At 45.4% G+C, this 12,796-nt stretch carries 12 protein-coding genes and 1 pseudogene; 1 reads left to right on the forward strand and 12 read right to left on the reverse strand.

Going from position 1 to position 12,796, the window contains the following annotated elements:
- Positions 1-73 precede the first annotated feature (73 nt).
- The 12 genes and pseudogenes from M72_RS11790 to M72_RS11840 all read right to left on the reverse strand — a co-directional run.
- Positions 74-829 (reverse strand): M23 family metallopeptidase, encoded by a 756-nt coding sequence (locus tag M72_RS11790; protein ID WP_022046849.1) that lies wholly within the window; start codon positions 827-829, stop codon positions 74-76.
- Between the two features lie 67 nt (positions 830-896).
- Entirely contained in the window at positions 897-1,772 is an 876-nt protein-coding gene (gene rsmA, locus M72_RS11795) for a 16S rRNA (adenine(1518)-N(6)/adenine(1519)-N(6))-dimethyltransferase RsmA (protein WP_022046848.1), read from the reverse strand.
- 81 nt (positions 1,773-1,853) lie between these two features.
- Positions 1,854-2,024, reverse strand: coding sequence for a DUF362 domain-containing protein (locus M72_RS16520; protein WP_022046847.1), 171 nt, complete (start codon positions 2,022-2,024; stop codon positions 1,854-1,856).
- Positions 2,025-2,154: 130 nt separating this feature from the next.
- On the reverse strand, positions 2,155-3,486 hold the full coding sequence (dnaB, locus tag M72_RS11800; RefSeq protein WP_022046846.1) for a replicative DNA helicase: 1,332 nt from the start codon (positions 3,484-3,486) through the stop codon (positions 2,155-2,157).
- Positions 3,487-3,498: 12 nt separating this feature from the next.
- Positions 3,499-3,945, reverse strand: coding sequence for a 50S ribosomal protein L9 (gene rplI, locus M72_RS11805; protein WP_022046845.1), 447 nt, complete (start codon positions 3,943-3,945; stop codon positions 3,499-3,501).
- Complete coding sequence (locus tag M72_RS11810; protein WP_022046844.1) at positions 3,942-5,993, reverse strand: DHH family phosphoesterase; 2,052 nt, start codon at positions 5,991-5,993, stop codon at positions 3,942-3,944. The genes rplI and M72_RS11810 overlap by 4 nt, the downstream gene beginning before the upstream one ends.
- Positions 5,994-6,162: 169 nt before the next feature.
- On the reverse strand, positions 6,163-7,086 hold the full coding sequence (locus tag M72_RS11815) for an SPFH domain-containing protein (protein WP_022046843.1): 924 nt from the start codon (positions 7,084-7,086) through the stop codon (positions 6,163-6,165).
- 18 nt (positions 7,087-7,104) lie between these two features.
- The gene (locus tag M72_RS11820; RefSeq protein ID WP_022046842.1) at positions 7,105-7,557 is read right to left on the reverse strand and encodes an NfeD family protein; all 453 of its coding nucleotides are present in this window, start codon (positions 7,555-7,557) and stop codon (positions 7,105-7,107) included.
- Between the two features lie 27 nt (positions 7,558-7,584).
- Positions 7,585-8,811 (reverse strand): sensor histidine kinase, encoded by a 1,227-nt coding sequence (locus M72_RS11825; RefSeq protein WP_022046841.1) that lies wholly within the window; start codon positions 8,809-8,811, stop codon positions 7,585-7,587.
- 2 nt (positions 8,812-8,813) lie between these two features.
- Positions 8,814-9,497, reverse strand: a complete 684-nt coding sequence (locus M72_RS11830; protein WP_055068361.1) for a response regulator transcription factor — start codon at positions 9,495-9,497, stop codon at positions 8,814-8,816.
- Positions 9,494-10,378 carry a DUF975 family protein gene (locus M72_RS11835; protein WP_055068362.1) on the reverse strand — a complete coding sequence of 295 codons (885 nt, stop codon included), beginning with the start codon at positions 10,376-10,378 and terminating at the stop codon, positions 9,494-9,496. Before M72_RS11835 ends, M72_RS11830 begins: the two co-directional genes overlap by 4 nt.
- A gap of 161 nt (positions 10,379-10,539) precedes the next feature.
- A pseudogene (locus M72_RS11840) lies at positions 10,540-11,016 on the reverse strand (solute carrier family 23 protein); the annotation flags it as partial.
- 228 nt (positions 11,017-11,244) lie between these two features.
- Between M72_RS11840 and putP the strand changes: the two are divergent.
- Positions 11,245-12,780, forward strand: a complete 1,536-nt coding sequence (gene putP / locus M72_RS11845) for a sodium/proline symporter PutP (RefSeq protein WP_022046837.1) — start codon at positions 11,245-11,247, stop codon at positions 12,778-12,780.
- Positions 12,781-12,796 lie beyond the last annotated feature (16 nt).

Raw genomic sequence — 12,796 nt, forward strand, 5'->3', positions numbered from 1 at the left:
GATTATGTACGGTTTTTTCGCATAAAGCTCCAAAACCGTTTACATTTTATTGTATTAGAAAAAACTATGAATGTCAATCCAGCGTATCCATCGCCATCTGCGGAAGATATTCTTTCGGATCCACAGCTTTTCCATCTTTTTTCAGCTGAAAATAGACGTTACTGCCTTCGGTTGTATAATATTTTGTCGGCTCACTGACATATCCCAGCACCTGACCAGCTTCCGGCGTATCCCCTTTTGCAAAATTCAGTTCCTTCAACTGTCCGTAAACCGCAGCATATCCGTCACCCAGATCCTGTATCACCGTACATCCGGTTTCTTCATTTTCCTGAATATCCGTTATTTTTCCCGTTGCCATTGCAAACACTTTATCATTGACATTGCCACTGATCACCATGGCAGGATTGCATCGGTACTGCTCTAACGTGGGAAAATAAATGGTGGAATCCATGCTGTAATCCAGAAGAACATCTCCCTCAATTGGCCAGACCGCAGAACTCTTGTCAAAATGCTGTGTCACGGTGGCTGCTGTCTCTACTGTTTTTTCTTCGTCCTGTTTCTTCTCTTCCTCCTGCTGTGTTTCTTCCTGTTTCATTTTTTCCTGCTCTGCCAGCTTTAACGCCTGTTCTTCCGCTTTTTTCGTTGCATCTTCCACACTTATTTCCGGTTTCACTTCATAGGAAGCCGGTGCCTCCTGCTGGGTCTGTGCCGCAATTTCCTGTTCTGCTTCCCTGCGTTCTTTTCCTTTATCCGTGGCATATACACTGACAAATCCAATCACTCCCGCTACCAGACACGCGACAGTAGCTATATACTGTTGTTTTCTCATTTGGCTTACCTCCATCATCATTTCGTTTTATGGTCTTTGATGATAGTATGGACTGCCCACGCTGTTTTTATACAGCACTCCTGTGATCATAAATAATATTGGAGAGCTGTGCAAACTGCTCTAAAGAAAGTGCCTCTCCACGAATATTAACCGGTACGCCAAGTTTCTCAATACATGCCTGCAGTTCTTCTTTCGGAAGACCGAATGCACCATAATTGGCAAGCCCGTTTGCCAGTGTTTTCCTGCGCTGATTGAACGATGCCCGGATCACCTGAAACAGCAGTTTTTCGCTTTTTACGGTAACCGGCGGCTCACTATGACGTGTCAGACGGATCACGGCACTGCCGACTTTCGGCTGCGGCATAAAACAGCTTGGCGGAACATTGACTACGATTTCCGGTTTTGCGTAATATTGCACCGCCAGGGAAAGTGCGCCATATTCCTTGCTTCCCGGTCCTTCCTGCATACGATCCGCTACTTCTTTCTGTACCATGATCGTGATACTGTCGATCGGCACATGGCTTTCAAACAATCCCATGATGATCGGAGTCGTAATGTAATACGGAAGATTTGCAACGACCTTGATCGGTTTCCCGTTATTTTTTTCTTCCGCAAGCTTTGAAATATTTACTTTTAAAATATCTTCATTCAATACATCAACATTATTATATTCCGCAAGCGTATCTTTTAGAATCGGAATCAGATTGGTATCTATTTCCACTGCCACTACCGCGCGTGCCGCCTCACAGAGATATTGTGTCATGGTTCCGATTCCCGGACCGATTTCCAGCACAAAATCATCCTTTGTGATCTGCGCAGCTTCTATAATTTCCTCTAAAATTCCTGTATCAATCAAAAAATTCTGTCCAAATTTTTTCTGAAAATTAAACTGGTATTTCTGCAATACTGCAATCGTGTTCTTAGGATTTCCTAATGTAGCCATGTTATTCCTCTCTTTCTATAATCGAAAAAGAGCTGCCTCCGTGGTTTAAGAGACAGCTCTTCGTTTCGTTTTATTATGTGATTAGCCCTGAGAGATTGCTCCAGTTGGGCAAACACCAGCACATGTACCACAATCAACACAACTATTTGCATCGATCTCGTACTGAGAAGCACCTGCAGAGATTGCTCCTACAGGACACTCGCCTGCACATGTACCACAGCTAACGCATGAATCAGAAATAACGTATGCCATAATAAAATCCTCCTTATGAATAATGATCATTATTGCCTTATTGGCTTAATGGTATTCTAGTACAAACCCGTCCAAAGCGCAAGCATTTCGGCAAATGTATTTAATTTGATGCATGATCATAAGAAAAATTTTATCGTTCCAGATTTGCAAACTTCGTGTATTCCGGCAGCCATGCGAGGTTCACCGTACCGATCGGACCATTACGCTGTTTGGCGATAATGATTTCTGAAATTCCTTTCAGTTCAGTATCCTTGTTATAATAATCATCACGATAAATAAACATCACGACATCGGCATCCTGCTCGATCGCTCCGGATTCTCGCAGATCGGAGAGCATCGGACGATGATCCGGTCTCTGCTCTACTGCACGGGAAAGCTGGGACAAAGCAAGCACCGGTACATTCAGTTCACGGGCAAGTGCTTTCAGGGAACGGGAGATGTCCGAAATCTCCTGCTGCCGGCTGTCTGTACTCCTGCCGGACCCAGACATCAACTGCAGATAGTCAATGATGATAAGTTTCAGATCATGCTCCAGCTTATATTTACGGCATTTACTGCGCATCTCGGAAATACTGATTCCTGGCGTATCATCAATGATCAGTTCGGAATCCCCTATGATTCCGGCTCCTTCGACGAGTTTCGCCCAGTCAGCATCCGACAGATTACCGGTACGAAGTGCCTGTGCATCTACACGGGATTCCAGGGAGAACAGTCGGTTTACCAGCTGCTCCTTCGACATTTCCAATGAAAATATCGCCGTGCACATGTTTTCATGAAATGCCACATACTGTGCAATGTTTAAAACAAACGCTGTCTTTCCCATAGACGGACGGGCTGCAATCAATACCAGATCCGATGGCTGTAATCCCGCTGTCCGGTAATCCAAATCAATAAACCCTGTCGGTATTCCCGTAACATTTCCGTCCTGCTGTGACGCTTTTTCAATCTTTTCCAGTGCGTTCATGACAACCTGACGAATCGGCACATAGTCTCCACCGGTACGGCTTGACAACAATGCAAAAATATCATGTTCGGTCTTATCCAGAACACTTTCGAGCGATTCTTTGCCCGCATAGCACTCATTCTCTATCTCTTCCGTGACCCGGATGAGTTTCCGCTTCATGGAATTTTCTTTTACAATATTACAATAATATTTGACATTCGCGGATGTCGGAACCGCACGCACCAATTCTCCAACGAATTCCAGACTGGAGACTTCCTGTGGTACATCCTTTTCCTTGAGTTTATTCTGCAGTGTAACCAGATCCACCGGCTGTCCGCTGCTGTACAATTCGATCATCGCATCAAAGAGAATTCCATACTGCTTGTGATAAAAATCTTCCTGCAGAAGGATCTCCATGGCTGTGACAATGGCATCCTGATCCATGATCATGGAACCAATGACCGACTGCTCGGCTTCCAGACTGTTCGGCATCACCCGCTTGATCAGCGTTTCTTCCAAGCGAACTTCCTCCTATTCCTCAACAACCTGAACACGCAGTGTTGCGGTTACCTTTGGATGAAGCTTCACCGGAATCTCATAAGTTCCAAGAGCCTTGATGGATTCGCCCAGCTGCATCTTCTTTTTATCCAGATCCAGCCCTGCCTGCTCTTTTGCAGCCTGTGCAATTTCCTTGGTGGAAACAGACCCGAAAATACGTCCGCCCTCACCGGATTTGATCTTTACAACAACTTTCTTTGTTCCGATCTCTTCCGCCAGTTCCTTTGCGTGCTCTAAATTTTCAGCTGCCACTTTGTCTGCATGCTGATTCTGCAATTTGAGGTCATTCAGATTCTTTGTCGTTGCCTCTACTCCAAGTTTCTTCGGCAGAATTGCATTGCGTGCATAACCGTCACTCACATTTACGATTTCGCCCTTTTTCCCAAGAGCTTTCACATCCTGTAATAAAATTACTTTCATTCCTGTATATCTCCTTCTTCAAGCATTTCATCAATGGTCCGCATAATGGCATGTTTTGCCTCGGAAATCGTACATCCCGTCAACTGTGCACCAGCCACATTCAAATGACCGCCGCCACCCATTCGTTCCATGATTAACTGTACATTGATCTCATCAATGGAACGCGAACTGATGTATATTTTTCCTGCGTACTCTGTCAGCACAAAAGATGCCTTGATTCCTATAATATTGAGCAGCTCATTTGCTGCCTGCGCGCCGACAATCGTCGGACTTTCCACGTCCTCACTCGGACAGACAGAAATTGCAAATGCCCCACGGTATACTTCCGCATGACGCACTGCCTCCGCACGGGCTTTATAGCATGCCATATCATTTCGCAGCATTTTACGCACACGGGTCACTTCTGCCCCGGAGCGTCTGAGATATGCTGCCGCCTCAAATGTACGGACACCTGTTTTGGTCATAAAGTTATTGGTATCAATCAAAATACCTGCATAAATGCAGTCTGCCTCTGCCGGAGAAAGCTTGAATCCCTCCTGGAAGTACTGTAAAACTTCTGCTACCATCTCACAGGCAGAAGACGCATACGGCTCAATATAGGACAGAAGCGGATTTTCAATCACTTCGCTGCCCTGACGGTGATGATCAAACACAACGATCGTATCTGTGCGCGTGAGCAGTTCCGGGCACTCCGTATAACTTGGCCGGTTGGTATCTACCACCATAACCAGGGAATTGCGGCTTACTTCCTCGATTGCAATCTCACTGTTGATAAACATGTCTTCCGGATAGCCTTTTTCCGGAGTAAAACATTCCATAAGCGGCCGGATGGAAGTTGTTGGCTCATTGATCACGATCTGTGCCTTTTTTCCAAGCACACGGGCTGCACAGAAAATTCCAATTCCCGCACCAAGGGAATCGACATCTGTCAGGCTGTGCCCCATGATAATCACGTTCTCACGGCTCTCAATAATTTCATGCAGCGCATGTGCCTTGACCCTCGCTTTTACACGGGTGTTGCGCTCCACCTGTTTTGCCTTGCCGCCAAAATATGCAATATCCTCACCATTTTTGACAACGACCTGATCCCCGCCTCGTCCGAGTGCCAGATCAATTGCCGCACGTGCCTGCTCATAGTTTTCGTTATAAGAAGTCCCCTTGATCCCGACACCGATACTCAGCGTGACCGCCATCTCATTGCCCACTTTGACCGTCTTGACATCTTCAAGTACACTGAACCGGTCGTCCATAAGCTTCTGTAAATATTTATACTTAAATACCACAAAATACTTGTCTTTTTCAATTTTGCGGACAAGCGCATCCATCTTTGAAAAATACTGGTTCACTTTCCTGTCGACAAGGGCAATCAGAAGTGATCGCTTCACATCCTCGATACTGTCAAGTGCCTCGTCATAGTTATCAATGTAAACAAGTGCCGATACCTGTTTCTGATCCAGATTCTCCTGTCTGCAGTGCTGCAGTTCCGTCTCATCAAACAGATACAATGCCGTCAGGAATTCATCGGAACCTTTCACATCAATTTCTTTACTCTCCTCCATGATATCGTCAAAATAAATACGATTCAGGGAAATCCGGAAAATGCGCTCCTTTTTTTCAATTGTTATATCCTGTGCATCCTCATGTTTCTGAAGAAACTCACGGGTAATATTGGAAAAAAGGGTTGTAATTGATTTATGATAGTTTCTCCCCACTCCCGTCAGTTCGGAAAAACGTTCATTCACCCAGAGAATTTTCCCCGTATAATCCAGCAGCGCATATGGAATTTCAAACTCATTCAAAAGCTTTTTTTGTACCGTTGCATACTGTGTGGCAAAATTGATAATTTCATTTGCAAGCCGGGGTCTGGTATTATAATATAAGCCCAGTTCCAGTACAAAATAGACAGCAATAAATACCGTCAGCAAAAAGCCTGCCGTCACATCGTAAAAATAAAGCCCCACATCTGCGAGTGTCATCGGGATCGTCAGCCACAATGGCCAGCAGAGATATGATCTCAGTTTTCCCTTAAACCGAACCTTTGATTTCATTTACGCTCCTGTTCTTTCCACATCATCGCCCAACTGTGGAATATACCCCCACATCAATAATCTATAGTATAACATTTTCCCTGTGCAAAATAAAGACCTTACTGAGATAACAAAAACTGCCCCATTTTCATGGAGCAGTTTCGTCCAATGCATCACAGATGTATCTGTGTTATCCGTTTTCTTTTGCAATTTCCACAATGGATTTGCTCAGTCCTGCAATCCCCTGAATATCCGATGGGATAATAATCTTGGTTGCCTGACCGTCTGCTGCCTTGGCAAATGCCTCCAGACTCTTAATCTGAAGTACCGCATTATCCGGAGCAGCTTCTTTGAGCATACGCAGACCATCTGCATTGGCCTGCTGGATCTTTAATGTAGCCTCTGCCTGACCTTCTGCCTCTTTGATGGTTGCTTCCTTCTGTGCCTCGGCACGCAGGATTGCAGCCTGTTTTTCAGCCTCTGCATCGAGAATTGCAGACTCCTTATTTCCTTCTGCAACCAGAATTGTAGATTTTTTCTCACCTTCTGCACGCAGAATGGCTTCACGCCGCTCGCGCTCTGCCTTCATCTGTTTCTCCATGGCATCCTGAATTGCCTTTGGCGGAATAATGTTCTTTAACTCCACACGATTTACTTTGATACCCCACGGATCTGTTGCCACATCCAGCGTTGCACGCATCTTTGTGTTAATGGTCTCACGCGATGTCAGTGTCTCATCCAGTTCCAGATCACCAATGATATTACGAAGCGTCGTAGCAGTCAGATTTTCAATTGCCATGATTGGATTTTCCACACCGTATGCATACAGCTTTGGATCCGTGATCTGAAAATATACAACTGTATCAATCTGCATTGTTACGTTATCTTTTGTGATTACCGGCTGTGGTGGGAAATCAACCACCTGTTCCTTCAACAATACCCTTTTTGCAATACGGTCAATAAACGGCACCTTAAAATGCAGCCCTACCGACCATGTGGTAAGATACCCTCCAAGTCTCTCCACAACTACCGCATGCGCCTGTGGAACAATTTTCACACAGTTCACAATAACGACCAATGCAATGATCACTACAATGAGAATTACAACAGGCATAACTTTTTCCTCCTTTACCTATACCTTTTCTACTATAAGTTTGACACCACTGATTGCCAGAATTTTTGCTTCTTCTCCCGGTTCAATGATCTCATTATCATTACGGGTACGCACCGTCCACTCCTGTCCATGAACAACTGCCATCCCGGTCTGATCCATATTACTGACGCGCTCGGAAATCCGTATATTTTCCCCAATCAGGCTATCCGCGTTTGTTCTTTGCATTTTGGCATTTACATATTTACGCGCCCACGGTCTTGTCGCAGCAAGCAAAAGAATGGATACCACTAAGAATACCAGAAACTGCACCACCGGATTTACCCCTGCCATTGCCATAACCAGTGCCGCAAGTGCACCTGCGGCAAACCATATGCACGTTAGTCCGATTGTTGCAAGTTCTCCCAGAACAAACACAATCAAAAGTACTATCCAAAGCAATTCATACGGATTCATCGCTCTTATAATTATCATAGACTCTCCCTCTTTTCTGCCACTTTTTTATTTTGGCGAATGCACAGAATACATACCGGCATTTTCCATCCGGATCACAAATGCTTTTGCAAATCCGGCTGCTTTTGCATAATGCTGAATCTGTGGCTGTTGCACCAGTTTTAAGTCCCATCCATGCATCTGCACGATTTTTGACACGATGGAAAGTCCAAGTCCGTTTCTCCCATCGCTTACCCGCGCTTTGTCCCCACGCGTAAAAGGATCAAACAAATGCTGCGCCTGTTCCTCTGGAATCAAAATTCCGCTGTCTGCCACCAATACATAAATCCGCTCCAGCTCCCTATAAGCAAACAGTCCGATTCTTGTTCCCTTTGGATTGTGCTGCATGGCATTTGTCAGAAGGTTTGTCACTACACGGGATAACTGAAGTTCATCCGCCCAGACCGGTATCGTTTCCTCCGGAATATCTGCTGTCAGTGTCATTCCGTTTTCTTCCATCTCTGCATACAGCATTGCCGCATTTTCTCTGAGAAGTTCACACAAATCAAGCATTTTTCCATTTAATGCAAACCCTTCACTATCCAGTTTTACATATTCAAACAACAAATTGATCAGATTTCCGATCCGAACCGATTTATTCTGGATGGCGTTCAGATATTCCTGCTGTTTTTCCGGTTCCTGTACCATATGATCCGCCAATGCTTTTGCGTAACCGGATACGGTCGTGACCGGTGTCCGAAGATCATGTGCGATATCGGAAAGCATCAGATTCCGCTTGCGGTCAAACTCTCTCTGCTGCTGTTCGCGCTCCTCCTGGATCTGATGAAACTCCGCCATCACAATCCGCGCGAACGTTATCGCACCCAAAATATAAGGAAGCAGCATACACACCATTAACAGCAGAAGAACCACAAACAGCAGGATGGCTTTCCATCCTTCCATCTCCTGTACGACGACGGAACTCCTTGTCGCCGGAAGTGCATTGCCCAGCCAGTCCTGTAATCGTTCCCCTGTCCACTGCATCATTCCCTGCAGCGGTGATGGCAAAAGCATCCGGACGGCATTTACTATCAGCAATAACAGAACACATATGATAAAAATAAACAGATCCGTCTTTCCAACGGATGACTGCCTCTGGTAATCCGGGAAAAAAACTTTCATCACCACAGGCATAACCGCCTGGCTGATCAAAAAACTGATCAGCGACTGTGCAACTGTCACCAGTACAAGGATATAAATAAACCGTTTGATCAAAAATGCCTGTAAATCACGCATTGCTATTTCTCCAGCCGATAGCCCAATCCGCGGATGGTTCGAATATAAGCTGCCGGGTCTTCATCAAGTTTTGCCCTCAGCTTGCTGATGCAGACCATAATATTATTGTCTGCAACCACATAAGTGTCACCCCATCCCTGTTCATAGATCTGTTGTTTTGTAAACACTTTTCCCGGATGCTTCATAAATAACTCCATGATCCGGTACTCTACCGAAGTCAGTTCAATCGGTTCTCCATTTTTTTTGAGTACGCAGCCTTCCGGATCCAGTTCCAGATCCCGGACGGTCAGTATATTGGATGACAGTTCCGCTGTCCCCAGCGCATAAAACCGACGGATATTTGAATTGACACGTGCTACTGCCTCCAAAGGATTGAACGGTTTTGCCAGATAATCATCTGCCCCGAGATTTAACCCCAGAATCTTCTCGGAATCCGCATCCTTTGCCGAAAGTATCATAACGGGAATATTGCTTGTTTTACGTAATTCCTGCAACACATGGTATCCGTCCATCTCCGGCATCATAATATCCAGCAGACACAGATCCACATGTTCTTTCTTCAGCAGTTCCAGTGCCTGCTTCCCGTTTTCTGCCTCAATAATCTGATAATTTTCATTTTCCAGATACAGCCGGAGAAGCGTCCGTATCTCCGGCTCATCATCTGCAATTAAAATCGTATAATTCATACATTCTCCTGCCGGAAAGGTGAATTCACCGGATCCTCCTGCTGTGTAAATCCGTTTGAACCAGCCGGGTTTGCATAGCACAGTGCCTCATACAGTGCGGCATGTGTTGCATTCACATATGGTGACACATAAAAGATTGCAAGAATTCCAAGTGTCAGTCCGGATAAAATGTACCATCCGATAAAGGACAGATCCAAAACAAATGCTTTCCATTTCTGTCCCTGCATCATACGCTTGCTTTCCGCAAATGCCTGCTCTTTGGTCATCTGCGGGTTATCTGCCAGAAGGTACGGAATCATCATATATTCATATGCTTTTACAATACCCGGAATGATAAAAAGCAATGACCATAAAACCGTAAACAGATCACGGAAAAACATTGTCTTTGCAACATTCCTGTAATTATTGTCAAATCCATATCCAATGTTCCCAATCTGTGCCGGCTCGTTTAAGTTGCGGATAAAGAATCTCCTGCACCCAACCTCCAACGGATTTATGATAAATACATCAACCAGAAGTATAAGGACAAAAATCACCAGAAAAACAACTATGAGTATGCCGATGGCGATCGCTGCTGCGACCATACCGCCCATCATTCCCCTGTTTCCTGCTTTCAGTCCGTCCTTAAAGCCTTCTTCAAGCCCAGCCTCAAAATCGCGTAGTGAACCATCATCACTGTCATAACTGCTGTCATAATCATAGGAACTGCCTGCCTGATTATCCGATCCATGTAAGGAACCGGTTGCACTGCTGATGTTGCCCGAAGCAGCTCCGCTTCCCCCTGCAATCAGTGTCAGCAACAGGCTGATCAGAATACATTTCCAATAATTTCGTTTAAATGTTGCTTTCGCCCTTCCCTTTAATTGTGCGCGACTCCACATATCAAATTCCTCCATTTCCTTTTGATGATATCATCATAACACCAAATCCTTATCTTAAAAATCGCTGCACCTTAACGTTACCTTAACAACGTGTATTTAATTTGCCTGTTTCTTCTTCGGCAAAAGAAGGCTCAGCAGAAGGGAAACAACAAACACTCCTGCGTAACCAGTCCGACATTCTGGCTGAACGATGTCAGTGGCAGGCATCCAAAGCATCCGGAAATTGCACTGGAAAATCCATCCACAGCAAGTGAGCCCTGAAGTTCCTCCATTTTAAGGTCACGTCCAAGTGCTCCGGTACACACAGCAGTTGTCGCGCCAGTTGTCTCTGCTGCTGAAACCAGAAAGACAATCGCAATGGTTAAGAAGGATCCAAGATTAAATACCGGCTTATGGCTGGTGAAAAACACAAGTTTTGGAATGCTGAAAAATCCTACCTGGTCAATGGTCTCCTGAATTCCGGAAAAATCCACCATAGGTGCAATCCCTGCAACCGTAAATATAATAGAAAGAATATATCCGAAAATAAGTCCCACCAGAATATTCAGATTCTTATAAACACCCTTTAACACATATCTTGCCACCAGACACACGATAAGGGTCAGGGCACCTACCAGCAGATGATACCATGCCCCGAACCAGAGCTGCACTGCAGACGATCAGGACGGGTGCCAGATTTGCTACAAACATGGCAAGCACATGTTGAAGGCCAAACGGAATTGCTTTTCTCATGTATAGACAAAAACAGTTTATCATCTTATTGCCCATAGTGTCAAACAGGATTTCCCGGTTGCGGTATAATTATCATCTGTGCTATACTATGAACAATTAGCGTGTGAAAGCGTACAAAAGAGGAGGATTTATTTATGACATCTGCACAAATATGCATCATGATTGCCATTATCGTATACCTTATTGGTATGATCTATATTGGTTTCCGATGTTCCAAGAAAAACAACAGTACTGACGATTTCTATCTGGGTGGCAGAAAACTCGGTCCTTTCGTAACCGCGATGAGTGCCGAAGCTTCCGACATGAGCAGCTGGCTTCTGATGGGACTTCCGGGCGTTGCTTACCTCACTGGAATTTCAGATGCCGGATGGACAGCAATCGGACTGGCTGCTGGTACATACATTAACTGGCTGATCGTTGCCAAACGTATCCGCCGCTATACGCACACCTGCAACAATTCCATTACCATCCCATCGTTCTTCAGCAACCGCTATCGCGATGAAAAAAAGATGCTGCAGGTCATTGCTGCTATTTTTATTGTTATCTTTTTTATTCCTTATACGGCCTCTGGATTTGCCGCATGCGGAAAACTTTTTTCCAGCTTATTCGGGGTAAAGTATCTGACCGCCATGATCATCAGTGCTATCGTAATTGTGGCATACACGACACTTGGCGGATTTCTTGCTGCTTCCACAACGGACTTTATCCAGAGTATCATCATGTCGGTTGCTCTGATTGTAGTTCTGATCTTTGGTGTAGAAACTGCTGGCGGTATCGGTGCCGTTATCCACAACGCCTCCGAGCTTCCGGGATATCTCTCCATGACACTTTCCTATGATGTAAACACCGGAAAGGCCGCTCCTTACAGTGCCCTGACCATTGTTTCCACTGCCGCATGGGGACTTGGATATTTCGGTATGCCGCATATCCTGCTCCGCTTTATGGCAATCGAGGATGAGAAAAAACTGAAACTGTCCCGCCGCGTTGCAACCATCTGGGTCGTAATCTCCCTGTTCGTTGCCGTCTTTATCGGTGTGATCGGTTATACCATGAGCAAAGTCGGCGCACTGGAGATGCTGACCGGATCGAATTCCGAAACCATTATCGTAAAAATTTCCGCCCTGCTCTCCCAGCACGGTGTGATATTTGCCCTGCTTGCGGGTGTGATTCTCGCCGGCATTTTAGCTTCCACCATGTCCACTTCGGACTCGCAGCTGCTGGCTGCATCTTCTGCGGTTTCTTCCGACATTCTCGGTGCTTTCCGCAAAGATTCTTCCAACAAAAACGGAAGCATGGCAGCCGCAAGAATTACACTCCTTGTAATTTCTGTCGTTGCCGCATTCATTGCCAGAAATCCGGACAGTTCCGTATTTGCCATCGTTTCTTTCGCCTGGGCTGGATTCGGTGCCGCATTCGGACCGGTTGTTCTGTTTTCCCTGTTCTGGAAACGTACCAACAAATGGGGCGCACTTGCCGGTATGGTCTGCGGGGGTTCCATGGTATTTATCTGGAAATACCTGATCCGCCCGCTCGGTGGTATCTGGAACATCTATGAACTGCTTCCTGCATTCCTGATTGCCTGCGCTGCGATCGTAATCGTCAGTCTGCTGACACCAAAGCCTTCCAAAGAAATCGAAGAGGAATTTGACCGGGTCGCACAGATGAAATAAATCTTTTAACTTTGTA

Source organism: Roseburia faecis (assembly GCF_001406815.1).
Classification (GTDB): domain Bacteria; phylum Bacillota; class Clostridia; order Lachnospirales; family Lachnospiraceae; genus Roseburia; species Roseburia faecis.

What these genes read in the sequence shown, in the direction of transcription:
- M72_RS11815 (WP_022046843.1), bottom strand. Translation starts at nt 7,086, where the DNA reads ATGCCTGTTGTAATTCTCATTGTAGTGATCATTGCATTGGTCGTTATT.
- putP (WP_022046837.1), top strand. Translation starts at nt 11,245, where the DNA reads ATGACATCTGCACAAATATGCATCATGATTGCCATTATCGTATACCTT.
- M72_RS11825 (WP_022046841.1), bottom strand. Translation starts at nt 8,811, where the DNA reads ATGCGTGATTTACAGGCATTTTTGATCAAACGGTTTATTTATATCCTT.
- M72_RS11790 (WP_022046849.1), bottom strand. Translation starts at nt 829, where the DNA reads ATGAGAAAACAACAGTATATAGCTACTGTCGCGTGTCTGGTAGCGGGA.
- M72_RS11835 (WP_055068362.1), bottom strand. Translation starts at nt 10,378, where the DNA reads ATGTGGAGTCGCGCACAATTAAAGGGAAGGGCGAAAGCAACATTTAAA.
- rplI (WP_022046845.1), bottom strand. Translation starts at nt 3,945, where the DNA reads ATGAAAGTAATTTTATTACAGGATGTGAAAGCTCTTGGGAAAAAGGGC.
- M72_RS11830 (WP_055068361.1), bottom strand. Translation starts at nt 9,497, where the DNA reads ATGAATTATACGATTTTAATTGCAGATGATGAGCCGGAGATACGGACG.
- M72_RS16520 (WP_022046847.1), bottom strand. Translation starts at nt 2,024, where the DNA reads ATGGCATACGTTATTTCTGATTCATGCGTTAGCTGTGGTACATGTGCA.
- rsmA (WP_022046848.1), bottom strand. Translation starts at nt 1,772, where the DNA reads ATGGCTACATTAGGAAATCCTAAGAACACGATTGCAGTATTGCAGAAA.
- M72_RS11810 (WP_022046844.1), bottom strand. Translation starts at nt 5,993, where the DNA reads ATGAAATCAAAGGTTCGGTTTAAGGGAAAACTGAGATCATATCTCTGC.
- M72_RS11820 (WP_022046842.1), bottom strand. Translation starts at nt 7,557, where the DNA reads ATGATAATTATAAGAGCGATGAATCCGTATGAATTGCTTTGGATAGTA.